Source organism: Xenorhabdus sp. PB62.4, from assembly GCF_014467285.1.
Classification (GTDB): Bacteria; Pseudomonadota; Gammaproteobacteria; order Enterobacterales; family Enterobacteriaceae; genus Xenorhabdus.
On the sequence record NZ_NKHR01000004.1, the window covers coordinates 21,037 to 47,014 of the forward strand.

At 42.6% G+C, this 25,978-nt stretch carries 19 protein-coding genes and 2 tRNA genes; 6 read left to right on the plus strand and 15 right to left on the minus strand.

The window, feature by feature from the left end; all coding sequences use genetic code 11:
• Window positions 1-104: 104 nt before the first annotated feature.
• Complete coding sequence (locus Xenpb_RS04915; RefSeq protein ID WP_187653338.1) at window positions 105-641, plus strand: IS630 family transposase; 537 nt, start codon at window positions 105-107, stop codon at window positions 639-641.
• A gap of 4 nt (window positions 642-645) precedes the next feature.
• Here Xenpb_RS04915 and Xenpb_RS04920 read toward each other — a convergent pair whose 3' ends face one another.
• The 7 genes from Xenpb_RS04920 to ubiG form a co-directional block, all read right to left on the minus strand.
• A complete protein-coding gene (locus tag Xenpb_RS04920; RefSeq protein ID WP_187653339.1) occupies window positions 646-1,266 on the minus strand; it encodes a glutathione S-transferase family protein in 621 nt (206 codons plus the stop codon).
• Between the two features lie 106 nt (window positions 1,267-1,372).
• Window positions 1,373-2,137, minus strand: coding sequence for an N-acetylmuramoyl-L-alanine amidase (locus Xenpb_RS04925; protein ID WP_187653340.1), 765 nt, complete (start codon window positions 2,135-2,137; stop codon window positions 1,373-1,375).
• A gap of 465 nt (window positions 2,138-2,602) precedes the next feature.
• Window positions 2,603-3,121, minus strand: coding sequence for an Ail/Lom family outer membrane beta-barrel protein (locus tag Xenpb_RS04930; protein ID WP_187653341.1), 519 nt, complete (start codon window positions 3,119-3,121; stop codon window positions 2,603-2,605).
• A 142-nt stretch (window positions 3,122-3,263) separates the two neighbouring features.
• Window positions 3,264-3,530: a class I ribonucleotide reductase maintenance protein YfaE gene (gene yfaE, locus Xenpb_RS04935; RefSeq protein WP_099113179.1), complete on the minus strand. Its 267-nt coding sequence runs from the start codon at window positions 3,528-3,530 to the stop codon at window positions 3,264-3,266.
• 1 nt (window position 3,531) lies between these two features.
• Complete coding sequence (nrdB, locus tag Xenpb_RS04940) at window positions 3,532-4,662, minus strand: class Ia ribonucleoside-diphosphate reductase subunit beta (protein ID WP_187653342.1); 1,131 nt, start codon at window positions 4,660-4,662, stop codon at window positions 3,532-3,534.
• A 12-nt stretch (window positions 4,663-4,674) separates the two neighbouring features.
• Entirely contained in the window at window positions 4,675-6,966 is a 2,292-nt protein-coding gene (gene nrdA, locus Xenpb_RS04945; protein ID WP_187653343.1) for a class 1a ribonucleoside-diphosphate reductase subunit alpha, read from the minus strand.
• A 401-nt stretch (window positions 6,967-7,367) separates the two neighbouring features.
• Complete coding sequence (gene ubiG / locus Xenpb_RS04950) at window positions 7,368-8,102, minus strand: bifunctional 2-polyprenyl-6-hydroxyphenol methylase/3-demethylubiquinol 3-O-methyltransferase UbiG (RefSeq protein ID WP_187653344.1); 735 nt, start codon at window positions 8,100-8,102, stop codon at window positions 7,368-7,370.
• A gap of 208 nt (window positions 8,103-8,310) precedes the next feature.
• Between ubiG and gyrA the strand changes: the two genes are divergently transcribed.
• Both gyrA and rcsC read left to right on the plus strand, forming a co-directional pair.
• Window positions 8,311-10,950 (plus strand): DNA topoisomerase (ATP-hydrolyzing) subunit A, encoded by a 2,640-nt coding sequence (gene gyrA, locus Xenpb_RS04955; RefSeq protein WP_187653345.1) that lies wholly within the window; start codon window positions 8,311-8,313, stop codon window positions 10,948-10,950.
• A 185-nt stretch (window positions 10,951-11,135) separates the two neighbouring features.
• Window positions 11,136-13,997 (plus strand): two-component system sensor histidine kinase RcsC, encoded by a 2,862-nt coding sequence (gene rcsC, locus Xenpb_RS04960; protein WP_187653346.1) that lies wholly within the window; start codon window positions 11,136-11,138, stop codon window positions 13,995-13,997.
• Window positions 13,998-14,083: 86 nt separating this feature from the next.
• Here rcsC and rcsB read toward each other — a convergent pair whose 3' ends face one another.
• Both rcsB and rcsD read right to left on the minus strand, forming a co-directional pair.
• The gene (rcsB, locus tag Xenpb_RS04965) at window positions 14,084-14,734 is read right to left on the minus strand and encodes a response regulator transcription factor RcsB (RefSeq protein WP_187653347.1); all 651 of its coding nucleotides are present in this window, start codon (window positions 14,732-14,734) and stop codon (window positions 14,084-14,086) included.
• Between the two features lies 1 nt (window position 14,735).
• Entirely contained in the window at window positions 14,736-17,462 is a 2,727-nt protein-coding gene (gene rcsD / locus Xenpb_RS04970) for a phosphotransferase RcsD (protein WP_187653348.1), read from the minus strand.
• A 211-nt stretch (window positions 17,463-17,673) separates the two neighbouring features.
• Between rcsD and Xenpb_RS04975 the strand changes: the two genes are divergently transcribed.
• The 3 genes from Xenpb_RS04975 (at window position 17,674) to tyrP (ending at window position 19,441) form a co-directional block, all read left to right on the plus strand.
• Window positions 17,674-17,761: transfer RNA gene (locus Xenpb_RS04975), tRNA-Ser, on the plus strand.
• Between the two features lie 6 nt (window positions 17,762-17,767).
• Window positions 17,768-17,843 (plus strand) — tRNA-Thr (locus tag Xenpb_RS04980).
• A 452-nt stretch (window positions 17,844-18,295) separates the two neighbouring features.
• The gene (gene tyrP / locus Xenpb_RS04985; protein ID WP_255523038.1) at window positions 18,296-19,441 is read left to right on the plus strand and encodes a tyrosine transporter TyrP; all 1,146 of its coding nucleotides are present in this window, start codon (window positions 18,296-18,298) and stop codon (window positions 19,439-19,441) included.
• Between the two features lie 65 nt (window positions 19,442-19,506).
• Here the strand turns inward: tyrP and Xenpb_RS04990 are convergent, their stop codons facing one another.
• The 6 genes from Xenpb_RS04990 to menD all read right to left on the minus strand — a co-directional run bounded on the left by Xenpb_RS04990 (window position 19,507) and on the right by menD (window position 25,915).
• A complete protein-coding gene (locus Xenpb_RS04990) occupies window positions 19,507-20,049 on the minus strand; it encodes a YfaZ family outer membrane protein (RefSeq protein WP_099113171.1) in 543 nt (180 codons plus the stop codon).
• A gap of 130 nt (window positions 20,050-20,179) precedes the next feature.
• A complete protein-coding gene (gene menE / locus Xenpb_RS04995) occupies window positions 20,180-21,610 on the minus strand; it encodes an o-succinylbenzoate--CoA ligase (protein ID WP_187653350.1) in 1,431 nt (476 codons plus the stop codon).
• On the minus strand, window positions 21,598-22,605 hold the full coding sequence (gene menC, locus Xenpb_RS05000; RefSeq protein WP_187653351.1) for an o-succinylbenzoate synthase: 1,008 nt from the start codon (window positions 22,603-22,605) through the stop codon (window positions 21,598-21,600). Before menC ends, menE begins: the two co-directional genes overlap by 13 nt.
• Entirely contained in the window at window positions 22,605-23,462 is an 858-nt protein-coding gene (gene menB / locus Xenpb_RS05005) for a 1,4-dihydroxy-2-naphthoyl-CoA synthase (protein WP_187653352.1), read from the minus strand. Before menB ends, menC begins: the two co-directional genes overlap by 1 nt.
• A gap of 12 nt (window positions 23,463-23,474) precedes the next feature.
• Window positions 23,475-24,245 carry a 2-succinyl-6-hydroxy-2,4-cyclohexadiene-1-carboxylate synthase gene (gene menH / locus Xenpb_RS05010; RefSeq protein ID WP_187653353.1) on the minus strand — a complete coding sequence of 257 codons (771 nt, stop codon included), beginning with the start codon at window positions 24,243-24,245 and terminating at the stop codon, window positions 23,475-23,477.
• Entirely contained in the window at window positions 24,242-25,915 is a 1,674-nt protein-coding gene (menD, locus tag Xenpb_RS05015; RefSeq protein WP_187653354.1) for a 2-succinyl-5-enolpyruvyl-6-hydroxy-3-cyclohexene-1-carboxylic-acid synthase, read from the minus strand. The genes menH and menD overlap by 4 nt, the downstream gene beginning before the upstream one ends.
• Window positions 25,916-25,978 lie beyond the last annotated feature (63 nt).

Below are 25,978 nucleotides of genomic sequence, written 5' to 3' on the forward strand. Positions count from 1 at the left end.
GAAACGCTGGCGAATACCCTGAAAAAGCAGGGACTGACCTATAAACGAACCCGCCTGTCGCTTAAAAAAAGCGCAACGAAACGGAGTTTGCGAAAAAATCCGCCTTGCTGAGCAAAATTAAGGCCGGGGCACAGTTAGGCCATTACCGTCTGGTCTATTTTGATGAGGCCGGTTTTGCCGCATCTCCTCCGGTGCAATATGGCTGGAGTCCACGGGGTAAGCCCCATGAGACTGAGCCTCAAGCCCATGGCAGATGGTCAGTTCTGGGGGCGTTAAATTACACGGACAACACGCTGTTTTACCAGACAGCGTCAGGCAGTATCACACGAGCTGATGTGATTGATTTTTTAGAGCAGGTAGCCAAACAAGGAGACAACCGTTTGACATTTTTAGTGCTAGATAATGCGCGTATCCACCATGGGATCGCGGAAAAAACCAGACATCGCTGGTTACGAGAGCACAACCTGCTTTTACTTTATCTTCCCGCCTACAGTCCAGAGCTGAATTTGATTGAAATCGTCTGGAAACAAGCCAAATATCACTGGCGACGTTTTATCACCTGGACTCAAGATACCATGGAGTATGAGCTAAATACGTTATTGGAAGGTTATGGTGATCAATTTGCAATTAATTTTTCTTGAGCACTTAAGAAATCATCACGTGCTCTCTGAATGCAGGCCTTTCTGTTAACTTAGCATAATAATCAATCAATGCCGGATGATATGGACGATTAATTTTTATATCGAAATAGCGATAAAGTATATGACCAAACTGTATGTCAGCAAGAGTAAAATGATTACCGGCAATAAAATGATGTTGCTGTAGTTGTTTTTCGGCAATGTTCAACATATTACTAATCTTATGAATGGCCTTAGTTATTTCATCCTGATTTTGCTGTTGAGGTGCAGTACGGACTACTCGCCAGAATATGGGAGCAGTAAAATTCAGAGCAATATTTATTTTTGACCATTCAGCCCATTTATCTATATCAGTGCGAGCTTCAAGGTCTTCTGGCCAAAAAGGAGCTTTCGCATATCGATTACTAAGATAGCGTAAGATAGCACCTGTCTCCCAAATTGGCGAACCTTCGCCATCTCTGATAACAGGCACAGTTCCATTCGGGTTCATGGACAAAAATTCAGGTGTATCGTTGCCACCGTATTTATGCCCAATATCATAGCGAGTAAAAGAAAGCTCTAATTCACCAATGCACCACATCAACGCCTGAACATTAGATGAAGTTTTTCGTCCCCAAACCGTTATCACGAAGTCATCCTCCTTTAATATGCCTTTTATCTTTTAAGTTATGGCTTTTTTGGCAGTGCCGCAACTCAAAACTTATTTGATATGCTTCATGGAAAATCGTTATTTGTTATCCAAAATACTTTTCGACTAAAGCATATAAAATGGCAATGGTTTCTATATCAGGCACACCATCATAAGATGATGGACGGAAGTGCATTTGGAATGCCATGATTAAGGACCGAAAGTTCTCATCTTCTTCTGCACCTGAAATATCATAACCATAACGCTTAAGTTGTTCTAAAATCGCAGCGGTATCCGGCAAGTAATAAGAAAATTGTTCGATATATTTTTGTTTAGTCTCTTCGTCATACCATGCCCCAACACCTGCATCATATAACTCTTTCCATGGGAAAGCTGGGCCTGGATCTGTTTTTCTCTGCCAGGCAATATCTGAATGCCCTACTATGTGAGTTGGATGAATATCTGGATAACGCTGGACTATATTAATGGCCAGTACTTTAACTGCGTCAATTTGATCAGGGTGATAAGGGGGAAAAGTCAGAACACCGCTTTCGTCACTAGCTTCATTCACAATCTCAATACCAATGGAAGTATCATTTAGGCTTTCTCTTCCTGCCCAATAACTCACTCCAGCATGCCAAGCTCTTTCAAGTTCATCCACGAGATTGAAAATATGAATTTCTCTAAATCCAGCGGCCTGATAAGTTGGATCATCTGGGTTCGGAACTAAGTAATGAGCACTGACGAGATCCCCTGTCAATGCCTGAATGGATCTTTCGAAATTCAGGGCGGTGTAGTGCATAACTAAAAAGCGGGAACGTCGATTAAAGCTTTTGATTGAACGATATGAAACATAATCAATTTTATACATTATTGTTACCCCATTGGTTTTGCGATGTAACGCAGTGAATATCAAATCGCTGTAAAAAACGCATTCCATATTGCTGGTATGATAAATCAACAGGCATGTTTGAGCACGATGTAAACGCACTTGGCCTCTTACTTTAAAATTCTCCTATAATTTAACAAAAAAAGACACTTGTCAGGCAAATGCCTAAGGCATAAAAAAATAATCTGATCCTATCAAATCACTAATATAAATGATTGTTAGTTTTGATAAATAGCTCGCTGTGGTAAGGTATACGAAATAATAAATAATATGCCAATAAAAAACCATTATTACCCAATATCTAATTTCGGAATAATTTTATTAGAGATAGATATACAGAGGAGCTTAACTAAAGACAAATTTCATGAAGTGGTTATTATTTTATAGCATTTTAAATAGATATAAATTCATTAAATTATCATGATTACTTAACCAAGTATGGCATATTCAAAAATGATACCCAACCTCAATATTGAGACCATTGACATGATAATTTTCATTTTCAGGTTGGATTGGTGTCTCTTTATAGCTGATATAAAAACCGAGATTTTCTAATGGGTTAATTAATATTCCAGTTCCCCAAGCTAAGGCTATATTTTTATCAGAATAAGTATACGCATCAAAGTAAGTACCTTTTTTCCCCTCATTACCCCATTTCAAACGTGCAATACCCACGATTCCATACAGACTGAAATAATGGTTAATTCGATAAGCCGGGCCTGCCAGTAAGGTCTGGGCACGATCCCAGTTTTTGTCACCTTTTAGCCAAGAAAATGATCCTACAACTCCCCAATCAGGACTCATTTGATAATAGTGATTGAAATTCATGCCACGAGGTATTTCTTCACCCGCTTTATCGAAGTGACCAGAAGCATATCCCACCGATGTCGTTTGTCCTTCAACAGCATAAGCTTGTGTTGCCAGAAAAGTAAAAAGAACAAACATAGAGATAAGGATTCTGTTCATTCGTTACTACCTCTATGGTGGGGATAAGTCATTTAAATATAGCTCACATATTTTCATCTGATAAAAATCAGATCAGAAACAACGGTAAAATCTGTTGACAATTAGTCTAATCCCCACAGCATTCAAATTGCGAAGCGAGAAATTACGGTTCAATTTCAATATCTGTCAATGGATGACAGCTACAAGGCAAAATTTCCCCTTCATTAACAAATGCCAATGGTTTACAAGGGTATCCCACCTTCCCTTTAACCAGACGAACACGGCAAGAGCCGCAGTACCCTTGGCGGCATTGGTATTCAAGTTGCACTTTGCCGTGTTCTAGTGCTTCCAGCAAATTACCGTGGAAACCTGAAGAATAATGGACGGATAAACCCTGCCTTGACGGCAGGGTAACTTTATAATCAGCCATATCAGAGTTCGAAACCGCTGAGATCCTCAGTATTGACTTCCGAATCAATCTGACCAACCAAATAAGAACTGACTTCGACTTCCTGTGGAGCCACTTGAACGTTATCAGAAACCAGCCACGCATTGATCCATGGAATCGGATTGGAGCGAGTTTCAAACGGTAATTTCAAGCCAACTGCCTGCATGCGAATATTGGTAATGTATTCAACATACTGGCACAGAATATCTTTGTTCAAACCAATCATGGAGCCGTCTTTAAACAGATAGTCAGCCCACTCTTTTTCCTGTTCTGCTGCCTGTACAAACAGATCGTAACATTCCTGTTCACACTCTTTGGCAATTTCCGCCATTTCAGGATCATCCTGACCAGAACGCAGCAAATTCAACATGTGCTGGGTTCCCGTTAGATGCAGCGCTTCATCACGGGCAATCAGTTTGATTATTTTGGCGTTACCTTCCATCAGCTCGCGTTCAGCAAAGGCAAATGAACACGCAAAGCTGACATAGAAGCGAATAGCTTCCAGAGCGTTAACGCTCATCAGGCACAAGTAAAGCTGCTTTTTCAACGCACGCAGGTTAATTGTCACTGTTTTACCAGCAACATCGTGTATCCCTTCGCCCAACAGATGATAGTAGTTGGTCATTTCGATCAGATCGTCGTAATACGCAGAAATATCTTTGGCGCGTTTTAAAATCTGTTCGTTTTCCACGATATCGTCAAACACGACAGAAGGATCATTCACAATGTTACGGATAATATGCGTGTAAGAACGCGAGTGAATCGTTTCCGAAAACGACCACGTTTCAACCCATGTTTCCAATTCTGGAATGGAAATCAACGGCAGGAAAGCCACATTCGGACTACGGCCCTGAATGGAATCCAGCAGCGTCTGATATTTCAGGTTACTGATAAAAATGTGTTTCTCATGATCCGGCAGCGCATTATAGTCGATGCGATCACGGGAAACGTCTACTTCTTCCGGACGCCAGAAGAAGGAGAGTTGTTTTTCAATCAGCTTTTCAAAAATAGGATATTTCTGCTGATCAAAACGCGCCACGTTAACAGACTGGCCGAAAAACATCGGCTCCTGTAATTGGTCATTTTTTACTTGCGAAAAAGTGGTATAGGACATAGCTTCCTCAAATTAAATCTTACACGCGCCGCCTTCACAGTCGGAATCAGCAGATTCAACGACTTCTTCCAAATCACCCTGAACATCTTCCGCACCGTCACGGGTGTTGTGGTAATACAGTGTCTTCACACCATATTTGTAAGCGAGCAGTAAATCTTTCAGCAATTGGTTCATCGGAACTTTGCCATTAGGGAAACGTGCCGGGTCATAGTTGGTATTGGCAGAAATCGACTGATCGATAAATTTCTGCATGATCCCGACTAACTGTAAGTAACCATCGTTGCTCGGCATCTGCCACAGCAGCTCATAAGCACCTTTCAGAAGATCATAATCCGGTACAACTTGACGCAAAATACCGTCTTTCGATGCCTTGACACTGATATAACCACGTGGTGGCTCAATACCATTGGTCGCATTAGAGATTTGCGAAGAAGTCTCTGATGGCATCAATGCAGACAATGTCGAGTTACGCAGGCCATGCTGTTGGATATCACGGCGCAGCGCTTCCCAATCCATGTGCAGAGGTTCGTTGGTAAATGTATCCAGGGTCTTCTTATAAGTATCAATCGGCAGGATACCCTGTGAATAAGTGGTTTCACTAAACCATGGGCAAGCACCCTTCTCTTTCGCCAACGTATTTGAGGCTTTCAGCAGGTAATACTGAATGGCTTCAAATGTTTTATGAGTTAAATTATTTGCACTGCCATCGGAATAATGCACGCCGTTTTTCGCCAGATAATAAGCGAAGTTAATCACACCGATACCCAGAGTACGACGCCCCATTGAGCCTTGTTTCGCGGCAATAATCGGGTAATCTTGATAATCCAACAGAGAATCCAGAGCACGGACGGCTAATTCCGCCAGTTCTTCCAATTCAGTCAGATTTTCGATAGCGCCCAAATTGAAAGCAGACAGTGTACACAGTGCAATTTCGCCATTTTCATCGTTAATGTTATTCAATGGCTTGGTTGGCAATGCAATTTCCAAACACAGGTTTGACTGACGTACAGGGGCAACAGCCGGATCAAACGGGCTATGTGTATTGCAGTGGTCAACATTCTGGATGTAAATACGGCCAGTGGAAGCTCGCTCCTGCATCATCAGTGAGAACAATTCAACGGCTTTAATGCGCTCTTTACGGATGTTGCTGTCATTTTCATACTGCGTATACAGACGTTCAAATTCATCCTGATCGGCAAAGAAGGCATCATACAATCCAGGAACATCAGACGGGCTGAACAGAGAAATTTCTTCCCCTTTGATCAGGCGCTCATACATCAGTTTGTTAACTTGCACACCGTAATCCATGTGACGAACGCGGTTGCCTTCAACACCACGGTTATTTTTCAGTACCAGCAGGCTTTCTACTTCCAAATGCCACAACGGATAGAACAATGTTGCTGCACCACCGCGAACACCACCCTGAGAACAGGATTTCACCGCAGTCTGGAAGTGTTTATAAAATGGGATACAGCCCGTGTGGAAAGCTTCACCACCACGGATTGGGCTACCCAAGGCACGGATACGGCCCGCATTTACGCCAATGCCGGCACGCTGGGAAACATATTTAACAATCGCACTGGATGTCGCATTGATGGAATCCAGACTATCGCCACACTCAATCAGCACACAAGAGCTGAACTGGCGAGTTGGTGTGCGAACCCCCGCCATGATTGGCGTTGGCAATGAAATTTTAAAGGTGGAAACCGCATCATAGAAACGACGGATATAATCCAGGCGCGTTTCTTTTGGATAAGTGGAAAACAGACACGCAGCAACCAGCATGTAGAGAAACTGGGCGCTTTCGTAAATTTCACCGGTAACACGGTTTTGTACCAAATACTTCCCTTCTAGCTGTTTGACCGCCGCATAGGAGAAATTCATATCACGCAAGTGGTTAATAAAACTGTCCATTTGCTCGAATTCTTCTTTGGAATAGTCTTCCAGCAAATGTTTGTCGTATTTACCCAAATCTACCATGCGTACAACATGGTCATACAGTGCAGGGGGTTCAAACTGACCATAAGCTTTTTTACGCAGATTAAAGATCGCCAGACGCGCAGCCAGATACTGGTAATCAGGTGCATCGCCAGAGATCAAGTCAGCCGCAGCTTTGATCATGGTTTCGTGGATGTCGGATGTTTTGATGCCATCGTAAAATTGAATCTGGGAACGCAGTTCTACTTGTGACACTGAGACATTTTTCAGACCTTCGGCAGCCCAGGTAACAACCCGGTGAATTTTATCAAGATCAATTCGTTCTTTATGTCCATCACGTTTGGTAACTAGCAGACTCTGGTTCATGGGGAAATACACCTTCTCTCTTTTCGTATCTCGCCTATATCGTTTTTTCTGGTCTGACCTATTGACAGCACGATACGCCCAGAATGACCAAGGGTCAGCTTGGGTACGTTGTTACTTTTCCTTTGCTCTATCGCAACTGTATTGTTAGTGTCAGATGGTAAGAAACACAATATATAGGGGGTGATTAAAACGGTAATAACAAGATAATGTTAATTTCGCGTTTTATCAAGTGTACAAAATCGGGAAGTTTTGTGGATAACTTGAGGATTAATTTTGCCAAAAAGCCGATAACCTGCGTAGTTACTTGATGTTACTTTCATAAGGCTATCGGCGAAACAGGGAAAATAAAATCTTAAAAATAATATTTAGTTGCCGCTTTATTAATCCCTCCGTTACTTCAGTCAGACTGATTGAGTGTGCAGCATATAGTTCACGTCTACATTGTATCCAAGTCGAAATTTATCTGTTAACGGATTGTAATGTAAACCAATAATATGTTGATCTTTCAGAGAGGTCTTATCAATCCAATTAATCAATTCAGAAGGACGAATGAATTTTTTCGCGTCATGCGTGCCTTTTGGCACCATGTTCAAAATATATTCAGCACCAACAACAGCCACTAACCAAGCTTTCCGGTTACGGTTAATAGTTGAGAAGAAAACATGGCCGCCAGGTTTTACCAGTCTGGCACAGGCGCGAACCACAGATTCAGGATCAGGTACATGCTCAAGCATCTCCATACATGTCACGACATCATAAGCGTACTGATGCTGTTCAGCGTGGTTTTCAACTGTTTCCTGAACATAAGAGACGGAAATGCCGGATTCCAGTGCATGCAGGCGGGCAACCTCAAGGGGCTCAAACCCCATATCCAACCCTGTCACTTCCGCACCTTCACGCGCCATGCTTTCTGACAAAATGCCTCCACCACATCCAACATCCAATACTTTTTTACCAAAAAGGCCGTCAGCATGTTGCAGGATGTAGTTCAAACGCAGTGGATTGATACGGTGCAAGGGCTTGAATTCACCTTCAAGATCCCACCAACGGGAAGCAACGGCTTCAAATTTTTCGATTTCCTGTTGATCCACATTCGCATGGGTCAAAATATGTGAATCGGGGGTTTTTATGTTCATCAGCAATATCGCTCCTAGGAACTGCTTCACAGAAAACTGGTTCACAGAAAACTGATTCACAGAAAATGTAACAGTATTATGGGGATGTGTGACAGAAAGCTATTATACATGCCTTAATCTCGAAATACCCGCATCTGGTTTTTATAAAACTGTCAATTTGTGGTATAATTTAAGCCTTTGAATTCGGAGTATGAGGGACAGTGGCTCCATGAGCGACATTGCCAGAGAAATCACACCGGTCAATATCGAAGAAGAGCTGAAGAGCTCGTATCTGGATTATGCGATGTCCGTTATTGTTGGACGTGCACTGCCAGATGTTCGGGATGGACTGAAGCCGGTACACCGCCGCGTACTTTTCGCGATGAATGTATTGGGAAATGATTGGAATAAACCCTATAAGAAATCTGCCCGCGTTGTTGGGGATGTTATTGGTAAATACCATCCACATGGTGACAGCGCTGTTTATGACACTATTGTTCGTCTGGCTCAACCCTTCTCTATGCGTTACATGCTGGTTGACGGTCAGGGGAACTTTGGATCAGTAGACGGCGATTCTGCGGCTGCGATGCGTTATACCGAAGTACGCATGGCGAAAATTGCCCATGAATTGCTGGCGGACTTGGAAAAAGAAACTGTCGACTTTGTGCCTAACTATGATGGCACAGAACAAATCCCCGAGGTCATGCCAACCCGTATACCCAACCTGCTGGTGAATGGCTCATCAGGGATTGCGGTAGGTATGGCAACCAACATTCCACCTCACAATTTATCTGAGGTGATTGATGGCTGTCTGGCTTATATTGATGATGAAAACATCAGTATTGAAGGCCTGATGGAATACATTCCTGGCCCTGATTTCCCGACAGCCGCCATTATCAATGGGCGTCGCGGTATTCAGGAAGCTTACCGCACAGGTCGCGGCAAAATTTATCTCCGGGCCCGCGCAGAAGTTGAAACTGATGAAAAAAATGGCCGCGAAACCATTATCGTCAGTGAAATACCTTATCAGGTCAATAAAGCCCGACTGATCGAAAAAATAGCTGAACTGGTAAAAGAGAAGCGGATTGAGGGGATCAGTGCATTACGTGACGAATCCGATAAAGATGGAATGCGCATCGTTATCGAAGTAAAACGGGATGCCGTTGGTGAAGTTGTCCTGAATAACCTGTATTCACTGACTCAGTTGCAAGTTTCATTCGGTATCAACATGGTTGCCCTGCACCAAGGACAACCCAAGTTACTTAACCTGAAAGACATTCTTTCTGCGTTTGTTTGCCATCGCCGTGAAGTTGTCACGCGCCGGACTATCTTTGAACTGAGAAAAGCCCGCGAACGTGCGCATACTCTTGAAGCACTGGCTGTTGCACTGGCGAATATCGATCCTGTCATTGAATTGATCCGCCGTGCTTCTACGCCTTCGGAAGCCAAAGCCAGTCTGGTTTCTCAGCCGTGGGAATTGGGCAATGTTGCTGCCATGCTGGCGCAGGCAGGTAACGATGCTGCCCGTCCTGAATGGCTGGAACCACAGTATGGCATTCGTGATGGTAAATATTACCTGACCGAACAGCAAGCACAGTCCATTTTGGATCTGCGCCTACAAAAACTGACCGGACTAGAGCATGAAAAACTGCTTGATGAATATCGTGACCTGCTGAAAATCATCGCGGAGCTGCTGTTCATCTTGGAAAGCCCTGAACGTTTGATGGAAGTCATTCGTGAAGAATTGCTGGCCATTAAAGAACAGTATAATGATGTCCGCCGGACTGAATTGACTGAAAACTCAGCAGATATCAATATTGAAGATCTGATCAATCAAGAAGATGTTGTGGTAACACTGTCCCATCAGGGGTACGTTAAATACCAACCATTGTCCGACTACGAAGCTCAGCGTCGTGGCGGCAAAGGAAAATCAGCCGCGCGCACCAAAGAAGAAGACTTCATTGAGCGTTTGCTGGTGGCGAATACCCACGATACCATTCTCTGCTTCTCAAATAAGGGCAAGATGTACTGGATGAAAGTATACCAGTTGCCGGAAGCAAGCCGTGGTGCCCGTGGTCGTCCAATTGTCAACCTGTTGCCATTGGATCAAAACGAACGCATCACAGCCATTTTACCAGTGCGTGAATATGAAGATGGGCTGAATATCTTCATGGCGACCGCAAGCGGTATTGTTAAGAAGACTAAACTCAGCGAATTCAGCCGCCCGCGCAGTGCCGGCATCATTGCAGTGAACCTGAATGAAGGTGATGAGCTGATCGGCGTTGACCTGACAGATGGCAGCAATGAAGTTATGCTGTTCTCCGCTCAGGGCAAAGTCGTTCGTTTCCTCGAAGAAGAGGAAGAAACGCTGGAAGATGGTACTGTTCGCGTGAAAGGCGTTCGTGCGATGGGACGCACCGCAACTGGGGTTCGTGGTATCAAACTTGGTGAAGGCGATAAAGTCGTTTCACTGATCATTCCTCGTGGTGAAGGAGAAATCCTGACCGTCACCGAGAATGGTTACGGCAAACGTACTGCTGAAAAAGAGTACCCAACAAAATCCCGTGCTACACAAGGTGTTATTTCCATCAAGGTCAGCGAACGTAATGGTAACGTGATCGGCGCGATTCAAGTTGAACCGACTGATCAGATCATGATGATTACTAATGCAGGAACATTGGTAAGAACCCGTGTTTCTGAAGTCAGCACTGTTGGTCGTAATACGCAAGGCGTCACCCTGATCCGTACATCAGAAGACGAAAAAGTGGTTGGCTTACAACGTGTAGCTGAACCTGATGACGATGATGAGGATGACAATACAGCAGCCCCTTCTGTTGAAGGGCATGCTGAGCCAGAAGATAAAGAGTAATACGTTTTAATTTTATTCTAATCTTGTTGCATACCATCAATAATAGAGCAGGCACTTCGGTGTCTGCTTTTTTGCATAATCTTTTGACGAAGCATTAAAGAGTCAAATGCTGCTTTGTATTCCCTGCTACACTAGTATATGCTGTGAACAGTTAATATTAATCATGTTTTTCGTCAGGCGATCTCTTGAGATATCTATCTTCTTTTCGGACGTCATTAAAGATATCCCGTTATCTTTTTCGGGTGCTCGGATTTATGTTATGGGCACTCGGCGCCTTGTTAACCAGCTTTTATTTGATAAATCTTTTCAATACAGTCAAAGCAGATATGCGACAAGAATTTAATTCTAATTTTGATGTTGCATTTGCTAATGTGCGGATCCTTTCCGGTATCTTGCGAGATATTCAAGTAATTGTGGAGAAAGAATTTTCATCAAAGAATGATAAAGATCCAACAATTACTCTACCGCAATATGACAATATTCTGCCGTACATTCCTTTGAATTCAAATTCCGATTGTGAGCTTTTACAAAAAAGCTCACATAATCATTTAGAGTCATTGGATCAATCGTTATCATTTCGGAATGAGAATACTTCTCCTATACATCATGTAACCCAAATTCTTTTTGTTGATGCGAAAAGCATGTGCATGGTGAAATTAGCCTATCGTGGCAACATCGTAGACTCTGATGCAGTTAAGAAAATGATCTATGAAAGTAGCCTGAGGGTAATCAATATGAAAGATCAGGGAAGAGAACGAGCCATCTTTACGATACAACCCGACTCAAGAGCGGATGGGGGGAATTTTTATATTTTTTCACCCCTTTATATTGATGGACACATTAAAGGGATCATCATTATTGACCAATACCTTACTCTGGAATATTTTAAACAAGCTACATATAGACCTCTACATATCACACTGTTAAACGAGTTTAAACAGCCCGAATTATTTTATCCGACAAAAAGCATCAATAAACAGACCACTATAAATTTCAATATGCAATCGACTTACTTCGGTTACGATGACAATTTTACCAGTTTGTTACTACTGCGACGATTATCACCCGCTTCATTATACGTTGCTTATTCAATACCAATAAAACAAATTTACGTTGAACTCAAAGCCAGCCTGATTAATAGCGCCATATTAAATATTATTTCTGCAATCGCCATTACCTTTTTTGTCTGGCGGTTTGAACGTAAAATGTTTGCTCCGGCTGAAGACAATGCAATCCGCCTTGAAGAACATGAACAGTTTAACCATAAAATTGTTGCTTCGGCTCCGGTGGGAATTAGTATTTTAAGAGTCAGTGATGGTGTCAATATTCTAAGTAATGAACTGGCACATAATTACACTCGAATGCTGACATATGAAGATCAAAAACGTATTGTCGATATCATTTGCGATAAAACCAGCAGCTATATTGATGTCGTCACCAGCGATAATAATCACCTGCAAATTAGTTTTGTACACTCACGCTATCGTAATGAAGAAGTTGCAATCTGTGTGTTGATAGATGTCAGTACCCGCGTAAAAATGGAAAAATCCTTGCAAGAAATGGCCTCAGCCGCAGAGCAAGCCAATCAGGCGAAATCGATGTTCCTTGCAACAGTTAGCCATGAATTAAGAACACCACTCTATGGTATTATTGGTAACCTAGAGCTTATCCAATCTCATTCATTGCCATCAGAATCCGCACGATTATTGGCAACAATGAATAATTCATCATCGCTATTGTTGAAAATTATCAGCGATATTCTCGACTTCTCTAAAATAGAATCCAAACAATTAAAAATTGAACCCAGGGATTTTAGTTGTCGGGAAGTAATATCTCATGTGACTTCAAACTATCTTCCTCTAATTACAAAGAAAGGGTTGGGATTATACTGCTATATTGATGCAAATGTTCCTGATATCATCCGCAATGATCCCGTAAGGTTACAACAAATCATCTCTAATTTATTAAACAATGCCATCAAATTCACGGCTTCTGGCTGTGTTGTGATTGAAATTACATCAAAACATGGTTATTTGTATATTAGTATCAAAGACACAGGGCTTGGCATTGAGGATAAATTACAATTTCAATTATTCGAGCCGTTTTTCCAGATCAGCACCAATAAAGAAAGTTCTATACAAGGCACAGGGTTAGGGCTGGCTATTTGTGAAAAACTCATCAATTTGATGGATGGTGATATTGAATTCGTTTCACAAAAACGTATTGGTAGTATCTTTTCCATCCGTATTCCTTTTTATGGCGTTAAGTTTTATGCAAAACAAGTACCTAATCAACATCATCAGCAAAAGATAGTGTTGGCTATTTGTAATGACTTCCTTGAAAGATATTTACAGAATTTACTTTCACAGAATCATTTCCAAGTTACTCTATACGACGAAGAAAAAATAGATGGCACAGAATTACTCATCAGTGATCGACCTAACGAGCCAACTATTTCGGTTCATTATCAGGTAGAAATATCAGAAAAACATATTGGTCCACCAGAACAAATCCGAGAAAATTATTGGCTGCATAATACTTATGAGCTGAGTGAATTGGGTAGTGTGCTGGATACTCTGCTGGCAGAACACTCTCTCGCATCAACCTTGCCTATTTCGCTGTCATCACCGCTTACTCCAACAAAAGTGATGCAAACTAACAGCAGCCTTAATACAATAAAAGTATTAGTTGTTGATGACCATCCCATTAATCGTCATTTATTGGTCGATCAATTAACCTCAATAGGGTTTAGCGTATCAATGGCAAATGATGGTATTGATGCGATTGAATATCTAAAAAACAATTCAACAGATATTCTTTTGACAGACGTTAATATGCCCAATATGGATGGATATGAACTGACACAATACTTGCGAAACAGAGGCTATACCAAACCCATTATTGGTATTACTGCCAACGCATTGGCAGAAGAAAAACAGCGTTGTACTAATGTGGGCATGGATAACTGTTTATCGAAACCTGTATCACTGGCAATACTAAAAGAAGTAATAATAGAATATAGTAATATTCAAAGCCAAATACATTAATCCGTTAAATAATATATTGGCTTGCTGAAAGGTAGAAAATCGGTAACGCCAACTACCGATTTTCTACAGGAAAGATAACCAATTGGTTATTTACCAATATCTTTGTCAATCGTGACAGAGGATAAATAGTTAAGTAACGCAATATCGTTATCAACTCCCAGTTTTAGCATCGCTGATTTCTTCTGGCTACTGATAGTTTTAATACTACGATTAAGTTTTTTAGCAATATCAGTAACAAGAAAGCCTTCGGCAAATAAGCGCAGAACCTCGCTCTCTTTAGGAGATAAACGTTTATCCCCGTAACCATTGGCATTTACTTTTTCCAGTAACTTGGAAACACTCTCAGGTGTGAATTGTTTCCCCTTCTGCAAAGCAGAAAGAGCTCTGGGCAAATCAGTTGGTGCTCCTTGTTTTAACACTATTCCCTCAATATCAAGCTCAAGTATAGCGCTTAAAATAGCCGGGTTATTGTTCATTGTAAGGACAATAACTGCCAATGTTGGGTAATGGCGTTTAATATATTTTATCAGGGTGATGCCATCACCGTATTTATCCCCAGGCATTGACAAATCCGTTATCAGAACATCTGCCTCTATATGTGGCAAGCTATTAATGAGAGTAGTTGAATTTTCAAATTCCCCCACCACATTAATCCACTCAATCTGTTCAAGAGACTTGCGGATGCCAAACAAAACAATGGGATGGTCATCGGCAATAATGACATTAAGGTTATTCATATTATTGGTTACCTTGTTGCAACAGCTTTGTGATAAAGGAATCAATGAGGCTGATGCTACTTTTGATTTCTACTTCATTATTGTCTGCTATGTGTTTTTCCAATGCCTCACATGATGACCTAAGAAACTCTAAATCTAACATAGCAAACGCACCCTTAAGGCGGTGTACCGTTTGCGAAAGTGATACCAAATCGTGTCGTTCCATATCAGTATACAGTTTAGTAATATCCATAGGTACCGTCTCTATAAATAATTTCCTGTACTCACTGTTTTCCAACTGAATTTGATAATTTTTGAGAATATTGCAGATATCACTATCAATATCCTCACATGAATCAACATTTTCAGTGAGTTTGCATACTGGTTCAGGGCTCTCAAAAATTTCTTCTGACTCTTCTAAACTGAAATTCTCTTCAATCAGAAACGATATTGCATTGATAACAGCATCAACAAGATTGTAATTGCACTGAACCAAACCGGGCTTCATCTGCTTGAATTCTAGTAAATTGCCCACTAATAATATAGTTGGTTTTTCCTCTTTGTACTGTTTATCCGTAAGGATAATATCGTATTCTTCCGTAATGTTCCCTTTGCTTTTATCGAAATAAGTTGCACCGTAATTACTGAGATAAGTATGGATGATTTTGCTGATCTCGGGGTTATTGATATCAATTAAGATCGTAATTCCTTCCAAAAGCTGAGGGGTTTCACCATTTTCATCATCATACTGTGATAAAGGCAGATTGATAACATAATGAGTGCCTAAACCCAACTTACTTTTAATATCAAGACTTCCTCCCATTCTTTTGCATAACTGGTTACATAAATAAAAAGCCATGCCTGAATTGGTAGAGTACTTATCTTCTGTTGATTTGTATAGGAAAGGATAATTCAAACTGGTCAAATCTTTTTCACCTAAACCAGAGCCACTATCCATGAGCTCAATTTGAATATGGTTGTCATATTTACCAGAACTATTAACGGCCAACGATATTTTTCCATAGCTGGTCGTTGTCATTGCATAGTTAAATAACAACGTGACAACTTTACTTAACGTAACTCCATCCCCAATGAATAAAGATTCACGGGATATATTAAAATGATAATAAATTCTCAGTCCCTTAGCATTCAAGGTCGGTAGAGATATTTTCAGAATATCTTCCAAACATGAAGACAGAGAAAATACTTCATTCGCTGGCTGCCAATCATTAAACTCCAAGCTATTGAGCAATGAAATGTTTTCAACCCATTCAGTAATATATTTGGATTTGGCTAATAATTTCTCCAGCAACTTCTGCTCATTCTCATCTTGTGATAGTTGTTTCAATTGGTCAGCAATATCATTTAAGTTCTTAACCGGTTGCTTTATTTCTTTATTAATATTCGAAAGCATTGACCTTCTAGCCTGAATGCTTCTCTCATATTCCTGATGAGCAAATTGCAATCGCTTATTTGCCATGACTTCCTGATCTTTGTCTTGTAGTAAAAACAGGTAAGACTCTGGTAATAAGCTGTTGCTATACATTTTCACTTCATAAATCGCCTCATCAATGGATGTTTGAATTACACCATGATGCTGTTGCGCCATGATTCTAACTTTATTCAAATCTATATGAGGCATCAACCGCTCTGCGATTTTATTACTCATTATTATTTGGTTCGCAGCAAAATCGTAGAGCACCAATCCAGTGGGAATATTAGAAATAATATCGTTACTCAAAGAGTCCTTAATCTTTAACTCATTACTCATAGAGGCATTTGGTGCAATATATCGCCGACGGATATAAAATAACCCATTTAACGAAAATAAAAAGAAAAGCAATATTGAAAGCAGAAGCCAGGAATTTCTGAACAATAAATCTACAATCAGAGTCTTCAATGGAACCTGATAAGACAATTTATATGGCACGATATTAAGAGACTGGGAGAACTCCAGCCAAAATCCGTTCCATGAAACCTCAACTTTATCTGAGTTATCAGCCTCATGTGAGCTAATCGCATTCAACCGAAAATTTGCGGGCAGCATATCAACCGACAAAAGATTATTGATAGGCAAATCAAAGGCAATAATGGTGGTTAATTGACCAGTTACATTAAACCCAGCTTTATAAGTATAAAAATAAATATTCTCACCGCGTAAGACACTGATGGGTGATATATTCTCCTTTTCATCCAATGTGATGAACTGGTCTAACATCTCAGTGCGTCTGGCATCATAATTCAAGGTCAGATAACTGTCCTTGAACCTTATTTCCGGTTTTAAGAGTGAATGGTTCGTTATCAATAATAAATTATTCTCCTTCCCATTAAGATAATACATCGACAAGTATTCATTGCGAGGCCCCCAGAGAATTTCCAGATAGTTAGACAATTGCTGAGCCAGTCGAATACTAAAATCGCTGTATTGACCAAAAATAATTGCATCAACGGCCTGATAGCGATTTTCTAACCAATAGACATCTGGACCTAGTTTTAGCAACGATGGTGTCTCCTGAGAGGAGATTGGTAAAGTATTAGACTGTTCAAAGATATGATTTGTGTAGTAACGGTAATCTTTAATCTGCAATCTCATCTTCTCTGTTACACTACTGATAGCATATTTTTTCTCCATCAGCCAAATATCAAAATAGTTATACCCGAATAAAAATAGAGACGTAAAAAGCAAAGTAACAAATAGCGTGTAAAAACGAGGAATAGTTGAAGGCTTGATAGGTGGTTGTTTATACATTCTTGGATTAATTGCCTTTAGTATGAATATATTTTGGTCAATGCAACATCAACCCGTAGATAAATAAGCCAGAATACCTAGTTTATACTAGCAGGTTAGCAAATCAAAAGACCATTAAAGATCAAAGATTGAGCAATCAGTAAGAAAAAAGCCATTTTTTTTCTTTAGGGGCTAGACACATTAAATCAATATAGGCATAATCTCGCGCCATGGAAGGATGGCCGAGCGGTCGAAGGCAGCGGTCTTGAAAACCGCCGATGGGAAACCATCCTAGAGTTCGAATCTCTATCCTTCCGCCAAATTTAGCCGGCTTAGCTCAGTTGGTAGAGCAACTGACTTGTAATCAGTAGGTCACCAGTTCGACTCCGGTAGCCGGCACCATACAAGAACCCGTTATCTCTCGTAACCATCCGGTGAGATAGCGGGTTTTTACTTTCCATTTTCAGGCAAATTAACGCCCTGCATCTGAATACGCTTCCCTTTCATCTTTTAAGCTGCTGCTGTATTTGCTGTTTGACTAATCACATATTTTCTATACATTCTGGAATTTACTTCCTTATTCCCACACTACAAATTAAAGTCTGTTAGGCATAGTTGTGTCTTTTAGATGGAACAAGATTGAGGTATGAAGTTATTTTATCCTCATCTGATAATAAACTAAGTGTAATTATTTATTTACATCATGTGTACCACTGATTTGACAGCCATAAGTCATTCATTTAACCTGCTAATCTTATAACTATTTTTTCAACATATTCAGAAACGAGGGTAGCGTGAAAAATCGCACTGTTGGCAGTATTTTTATCGTTGCAGGAACGACGATTGGAGCAGGGATGCTGGCAATGCCATTGGCAGCAGCAGGTGTGGGGTTTGGAACCATATTTGTTATGCTGGTCGCCCTTTGGGCATTAATGAGTTATACCGCGCTCCTGCTCGTAGAAGTTTATCAATATAATAAGTTTAATACTGGCTTGGGAACCATCGCAAAACGCTATCTTGGTGTTGGCGGGAAAGCATTAACGGGTTTCAGTATGCTTTTCCTGATGTATGCCCTGACAACAGCTTATATTAGTGGTGCAGGAGAATTACTGTCAGCCAGTCTTTCTTCTTGGTTAGATAAGCCGATTTCTATCTCTGCCGGAATTATTATTTTTACCATTATTGCTGGCGGAGTCGTCTGTATCGGTACCCACTCTGTCGATTTAATTAACCGCTTACTGTTTACCGCCAAAATCGTTTTTCTGGTAGTTGTACTTGGTGTGATGATGCCCCATGTTGATAAAATCAACCTGATGTCCATGCCTGTTGAACAAGGGCTAATACTATCCGCCATTCCGGTCATTTTTACTTCATTCGGCTTTCACGGAAGTATACCAAGCATTGTTGCCTATATGGGGGGAGATACCAACAAACTACGGAAGATCTTTATCATCGGTAGTGCTATTCCTCTGAGCGCCTATATCCTGTGGCAATTAGTGACTCTTGGTGCAATTTCTTCAAATACCTTTGTTGATATTCTTGCACAGCAGTCTGGGCTGAATGGCCTATTGGCAGCAGTCAAAGAAGTTGTCGTGTCACCCAAAATCGTCCTTGCCGTCCATCTTTTCGCGGATCTCGCTCTGGCGACTTCATTTCTTGGGGTTGCTTTAGGTCTGTTTGATTATCTTGCTGACCTTCTGAAACGCAACAATCATGCGAAAGGGCGGTTACAAACAGGATTGATAACGTTTGTTCCTCCATTGTTATGCGCTCTGTATTACCCTAATTTTGTTATGGCACTGACGTATGCTGCCGTTGCCCTTTCCATTCTGGCACTGTTATTACCTTGCCTGCTGGTTTGGCGCAGTCGTCAGGAAAATGAGGGAGGATATCGTGTCAGGGGAGGGAAACCGGCTTTAGTCCTTGTCTTCTTGAGTGGGATTGCGATCATTGCAATTCAAATTGGCATTGTGGCAGGAATACTGCCCCAAGTCGGATAATTTCTATCCTGTTTAAGATTATCCGCCTCGATATAGCAGAGGCGGATAATCTTGATGATACTGATTTAGAAGCTTAAACCTGCCCCAATGTAAAAACCATCAGAGACTTTATTACTACGGTTACCATTTTTTCCTTTTATATCAATGACACGATAACCTACATCAACAGTCAATGGCTTAATGAGCGTAACACGCGCTCCCCCTGCGGCCTCAGTGTAAGAGTCCACTCCCGACGTTAAGCTTGATGGAGCACCATACGCCTCACCATACAGGGACAAAGAAGGTATTACCGCCCAACTGAGGCCAACGCCACCAGCCAATGCAGCCCCATCTTTACCCTCTTTTGGCGACAGATAGAGTGCCTTGCCACCAACACTTGCCGTAAATGGCCCAACAGGTAAGCCAAAAGCGGCGCCTAAACTACCAAGTTGACCATTATGGTCACTGCGAGTCCAGTTGCCATTAAAAGATAGACCCGCATTTTTATCACCAATCCCTACAGATGTACTGGTGTTGTGCTTTCCCATTTGTACATCCATGGAAATAGCGTTTGCTGCACCAGTCAAAAAGAGCAAACTGGCTGCGCTGATAGCAATAAGACCTTTCATATTTTTCTTCTCTCTTCTCAATTGGTGAATGCCAATACCACTTAAGATATTTTACTGAAATCAGAGAGACGCCTACAGATAGCGGAAGCAATGAAATCTCTAGATTTATCAAGATATGTAAACATTGCGACTATTTATTATTTGTATTATTGAAGATAGTGATTTTTTCCGCTACCCATTGTTTAACCTGTTGGCGTGAAATTTTTATCCCGCCATCTTTTAACTGTGACGGCAACAAATAGTAAGCTACAGGGATTTGGAAAGCAGCGAATTTATCCGAAAGCCAATCACTCAGAGTTTCTATCAGTTCAGGATATTTTGTTTCAATAACAGCCACAGGGCGATGACCAAATTCAACATCAGGAATGGGAACAACAAAGCTTTGCTCTATCTTTGAATGTTGATTAATGATCTTCTCAATATCTTCTGGCTGGATGCCTTCACCGCCACTGAAAAACTGGTTGTCGAGACGTCCCAGGATCCGTAACTCTCCCTGCTCAAATACGCCTCTGTCACGAGTAGAAAACCATCCTTTTTTATTTGTCAGTGGATTCAATTTTCCATCAAACCAATAACCACTTGCGATACTGTCGGCACGGATCTGTATTTCTTCATCCACCAGACGAATAGATTTTCCCGGAAGCGGATTCCCGACACCAGACAAACCATCAGCTCGTTTTGCGCAGACAGTTGAAGCCATTTCTGTCAGCCCATAACCACACCAACAACGAATGCCCAACTGTTCAGCCCGTTGGGTCAGGGTTGTTGGTATCACAGCACCTCCCAACAGGACTTCTTTTAATGTTAATGGATGCTTAAGAGGCTGTTCCAATAAACGCCAAAGCTGAGTCGGTACAAGTGAGGCATGGGTACAACCAGATAGCGCACGCTCAAATGGATGTAAGTCCCGCAACACCAGTTTTGCCCCTTTCTGCAACCAACGCCAAAGAATTCCCTGACCGGAAACATGAAATAAGGGTAGAGAAAGTAACCAGCTATCATCTGGCTGAAAATCCATGCAGGAAAGAATACCTTGTGCGCTGGCAAGATGAGCGCCGATGGAATGTACTGCGGCTTTGGGTAATCCGGACGATCCTGAGGTCAGAATCATGCTGGCGGGGCGTTCAATTTTCCATGATACGGTTTCCCATAATATCGGTTGTTCGGATATGGATGACCGTTTTTGTTGCCAATCGAGTTCCTTGACCTGAATAACCGGAGAAGGTGAGCCTGTAAAATCTACGCCATAAGAGATGTTGAGGTGAGGCAATAATTCTGCCAACAACCGATCGGGGAGTTGAGGATTAAGGGGCAATACCCTTGCCCCACATTGTAAGGCGGCCAGATAACACAAAAGAAGCCCGCCACTGTTCTTTCCCCTCAGGATCACACCACTGCTTTCAGAAAGCCCCTGCTGGTGGAAATGGGTAGCAATGGCATTGATTTTCTTGGTTAATTGCTGCCAGTTTAATTGCTCATCATGTAACTGAATAGCTTGCTTTTGGGGATGGATAACCGCCCAATGCTGCCACGGCCACCGAGTCCATTCTATGACTGACATTCATGGCTCCACACTGTTTCCAGCTTATCCAGCGTCACACAAGGCATTGCGCTATCAGGCCAACAACGAATGAGTTGTGATTGGATCAGATCCAATGTATCTAAACCCGGAAGTGTATCTGGTGTCAGCCAATGCGCCAGACGAGCCAACTGCGTCAAACCAAAACTGGTTTCAATACTGGAGCTAATCACCGCGTCTAAACCGAGCTGATGCGCTTCAGAGATCAGCTGCCGACAGCGGGCGATACTACCTACCAATGTCGGTTTAATGATGATGGCAGAAACACCTTCTTGTGCCTCCACGATGAAATCGTCTTCCCGTACACTTTCATCCCACGCAATAGCGATACCGGTTTCACGGGCAAACGCCAAAGATTCTTCACGGGTTTTGCAAGGCTCTTCGAGGAAAGCAATCCTCTGGCGATAATCGGGACTGACATATTTAGCAAAACCCTCTGCTTTGGCCGGTGTCCAACTGCGATTAGCATCCAACCGTAGCTGAAGTTCGGGAACCGCTTCCAGCATCACATTCACTACCATGCCATCACGGACCGCTTCATATAAGCCAACCTTGACTTTGGCAATCTTTTGCCCTGCCATATTTCCCAGTCGTAGAATCACATCGTCGGGATCGCCTGTGCATAACGGCGCCTTACGATAATCGGCTTCTTCTGGTAATTCTCCCCGCAATTCAGCTAATGCACAACTGAGACCAAAAGCAACGGATGGAAGTGCGCTTTCTTCTGGCTGAGAACTTTGGCTCTGATTCAGGCACCGATTTAGGCACCATTGTTGCAACCAGTCTACGACTGCGGTTTTCGCCTGTTCGAGGGTTTCATGGCTAAATTCTGGTAACGGGGATATTTCCCCCCAACCATCCCGCCCGTTTTCCTGTAAATGAACCAAAAACCCATCACGGGTCTTTAGGCGTTGATAACGCAAGATAACGCCTGCCTCCATTGGCAGGCTGAATCGATATAAAGTCGCTTTACGCATTATGGATTACGCTTGAATTTACCGAAATCAGGGTGGCGTTTTTCGTTGAAGGCATTGCGCCCTTCTTGCCCTTCTTCCGTCATGTAGAACAACATGGTGGCGTTCCCCGCCAATTCCTGCAAACCAGCCTGACCATCACAATCGGCATTCAGTGCCGCTTTCAGGCAACGCAATGCCATTGGGCTGTTTTCAAGCATTTCACGGCACCAGCGCACTGTCTCTTTTTCCAACTCGGCATAAGGCACAACCGTGTTAACCAGCCCCATATTTAATGCTTCCTCGGCATTGTACTGACGGCAAAGGAACCAAATTTCGCGGGCTTTTTTCTGGCCTACGATCCGCGCCATATAAGATGCGCCCCAACCGCCATCAAAGGAGCCGACTTTAGGGCCGGTTTGGCCGAAAATGGCATTATCCGCGGCAATAGTCAGATCACACATCAAATGCAGCACATGCCCACCACCAATGGCATAACCTGCGACCATAGCAACAACTGGTTTTGGACAGGTGCGGATCTGGCGCTGAAAATCCAATACGTTCAGGTGATGTACCCCGCTGTCATCTTGATAACCACCGTAATCACCACGAATTTTCTGATCCCCTCCGGCACAAAAAGCCTTTTCTCCCATTCCCGTCAGAATGACAGTGCCAATTTCATCATCATAACGGGCATCTGCCAGCGCCTGCATCATCTCTTTGACAGTCAGAGGACGGAACGCATTGCGTACCTGCGGGCGATTAATTGTAATTTTAGCAATCCCATCTGTAGATTTATGGTAGAGAATATCTTCAAGCCCTTGAGAACAATCTTGCCATTCAACCGGAGCGTATAGTTTTTCTTCGCTTGGATAACGCATTATTGAATTTCCTTAACCAAAGAGTGATAAAAAATGGTTCACTGCGGCAGAAAAAGCCGCAGGATTGCCATAATGGGCATTATGTCCAACCTGTGGGATGATTTTTAATGGCAATGTATATTGTCTGGCTATGCTCTGAAATTTATGATCATTTTCCCCACACAAATAGGAGAAAGGTATTGTCATTTGCTGTAAATCAGGAATCAAGTAAGGTTGAATACCCAAAGAAGTATTTTCCAGCATGCCGGCAATGTTTTTTCCTCTGTTTTTACTGCGACGATGAATAAGCTGCTTACGTTGTGCCGTCGTTAAATCAGCGAATACCGGTTGTTGATACCAATCCGCCAAAACAGCCTCTATCGGTTCCTGACGAAAACGTTGTGCCCAGTGCTGATCATGCTGCAATCTCACATCGCGATCCTTTTGGGAAAGTAAACCGGGGTTTCCCCCTTCCACCAGCAATCCCCTCAACCCTTTATGGTTACCGTGAGTCGCATGATACATAGCAATGCGTCCTCCCAACGAGTAACCCATCAGGCAATAATCATCAATCTGATACTCAGATAAGGTTGCACTCAGCAATTCCTCCATTTCAGTAAAACCTCCCGCCACCGTAATGCCGGCAGAATGACCGTGGCCCGGTAGATCAATAACCAATGAAGGGTAGTGCTCACAAGCATCCACTGTAGGCAACCAATCGTCACCTTTGCCCAATAGACCATGCAACCAAACCAGCCATGTTCCCGGGTTATCTGAATGAAACGTCTGACAATTCAGTTTCACAGCATAGCCACCTGTTCCAGCAGCGCTTGTAAATTCAGTGCTCCATCACTGCCCGCTACTTTTAATTCAATCAATGTTGCTCCCTCACTCTTCCATGCCTGCTCAGCGTATTGCTTTAATTCCGACCAATTTTCTGGCGCAGCATAGTTCAGGCCAAACATGGCAGCAGCATGGTCAAAATTAACATTTTGCGGCATACAATAGAAACGCTGGTGTTCTTCCTGTGGTGTTGGTAGCAATGAAAAAATCTGCCCGCCATTATTATTCACGATAATTAACAGCATGGGAGTGGAAAGATGGCGCAATAAGGCCAGGCTATTCAGATCATAGAGAGCGGAGAGATCGCCGACAATTGCCAGTGTCGGTTTGTTGGCTGCCCGTTGTACCCCTGCTGCGGTCGCGATTAATCCATCAATCCCACTCGCACCACGGTTACTGTAAACAGGGTAACCCGCGGGTAGCTGCCCCAGGGCATCAATCAGGCGGACAACCAAACTATTGCCGACAAATAACTGTCCCTGCTCCGGTAATAATTGATGCAGTTGATGCGCCACTGCCGCCTCACTGAATTTTCCTGCTAATTTTGTTTCAACACATTTAAGCGCTTTTTTTGACCATAAATTTAATTCATCAGCCCAAAATGTTCGGCAATATGCCGGATGCTCCCGCAACCAATCAGCCACATGGCAATTAAATTTACGGCCTTGGTGATTTGCCGGATCAAGCCGGCCTGCAACCGGATCAACAATCCAATACTGTTCCGGTTGGCAGTGACTCTGCCATTGCAACAGCCGTTTTCCTGTCAGGCTGGCACCAAATTGAATCACCAATTGCCCCTGAGACAAAATCTCCCGTGCTCGTTGATGATTCAACCACAAATCAGCGCACGGTAAAGGTTGCCCTGTTTGGGACAGCACATCGCCAATCAATGGCCAGCCCATTTCTTTTGCCCACTGCGCGACAAGTTCGCCCTCTTCAGCGCTCATCCTGCCAGCCAGTACAATTCCTTTCTTTTGTCGCCAGTGATCCCAATCTGCTACCTTCGCTGTAGTGAGCATCTCTGTCTGGGTCAGCCAAGGTTCATGTCCCTGCCACCATTTCCCCAACGTTTGCTGCCAATCCTGATATGCCGTCATATCATTACCATACAAGGGTTCAGCAAACGGGCAATTAATATGCAATACCCCTTGTTTCAGATTTGACATCCCATTATCGATAGCAGAAACCAGCCAATTAGCGGGAATTTCTGTAGTTGGGCGTGGCAATGCAAGGGTTTGGTCAGGATGGGAAGCAAAAATACCTATCTGACGAATCGCCTGATTCGCGCCACAATCGATCAATTCTGGCGGTCGATCCGCAGTGAGAAACACCAATCGTTCTCCCGTCAATCCAGCTTCAATCAAGGAAGGATACAAATTAGCCACCGCTGTTCCCGATGTGACAATCACGGCTACGAGTTCTTTACTTGCTTTTGCCAATCCCAGAGCCAAATGCCCCAACCCACGTTCATCGAAATGCGTATGGTGGATCAACTTGTGATTTTTTGCAGCGGCCAATGTCAATGGTGTTGAACGGGAACCAGGGGCGATACAAACATGACGTAATCCGTGGCGGGTCAATGCTTCCAATAAAAGTTCCGCCCAACGGCGGTTCAGTGCGCTGTTTGACATATGATGCTCAAGAACGTCTTTTCAAAAAATGTAATAATTAAGAGATATTATATAAGTATTCTT

Excerpts from the sequence above, each read along its gene's own strand:
- Xenpb_RS04925 (WP_187653340.1), bottom strand. The coding sequence starts at position 2,137 with ATGTATAAAATTGATTATGTTTCATATCGTTCAATCAAAAGCTTTAAT.
- Xenpb_RS04930 (WP_187653341.1), bottom strand. The coding sequence starts at position 3,121 with ATGAACAGAATCCTTATCTCTATGTTTGTTCTTTTTACTTTTCTGGCA.
- yfaE (WP_099113179.1), bottom strand. The coding sequence starts at position 3,530 with ATGGCTGATTATAAAGTTACCCTGCCGTCAAGGCAGGGTTTATCCGTC.
- nrdB (WP_187653342.1), bottom strand. The coding sequence starts at position 4,662 with ATGTCCTATACCACTTTTTCGCAAGTAAAAAATGACCAATTACAGGAG.
- nrdA (WP_187653343.1), bottom strand. The coding sequence starts at position 6,966 with ATGAACCAGAGTCTGCTAGTTACCAAACGTGATGGACATAAAGAACGA.
- ubiG (WP_187653344.1), bottom strand. The coding sequence starts at position 8,102 with ATGAACATAAAAACCCCCGATTCACATATTTTGACCCATGCGAATGTG.
- gyrA (WP_187653345.1), top strand. The coding sequence starts at position 8,311 with ATGAGCGACATTGCCAGAGAAATCACACCGGTCAATATCGAAGAAGAG.
- rcsB (WP_187653347.1), bottom strand. The coding sequence starts at position 14,734 with ATGAATAACCTTAATGTCATTATTGCCGATGACCATCCCATTGTTTTG.
- rcsD (WP_187653348.1), bottom strand. The coding sequence starts at position 17,462 with ATGTATAAACAACCACCTATCAAGCCTTCAACTATTCCTCGTTTTTAC.
- tyrP (WP_255523038.1), top strand. The coding sequence starts at position 18,296 with ATGCTGGCAATGCCATTGGCAGCAGCAGGTGTGGGGTTTGGAACCATA.
- Xenpb_RS04990 (WP_099113171.1), bottom strand. The coding sequence starts at position 20,049 with ATGAAAGGTCTTATTGCTATCAGCGCAGCCAGTTTGCTCTTTTTGACT.
- menE (WP_187653350.1), bottom strand. The coding sequence starts at position 21,610 with ATGTCAGTCATAGAATGGACTCGGTGGCCGTGGCAGCATTGGGCGGTT.
- menC (WP_187653351.1), bottom strand. The coding sequence starts at position 22,605 with ATGCGTAAAGCGACTTTATATCGATTCAGCCTGCCAATGGAGGCAGGC.
- menB (WP_187653352.1), bottom strand. The coding sequence starts at position 23,462 with ATGCGTTATCCAAGCGAAGAAAAACTATACGCTCCGGTTGAATGGCAA.
- menD (WP_187653354.1), bottom strand. The coding sequence starts at position 25,915 with ATGTCAAACAGCGCACTGAACCGCCGTTGGGCGGAACTTTTATTGGAA.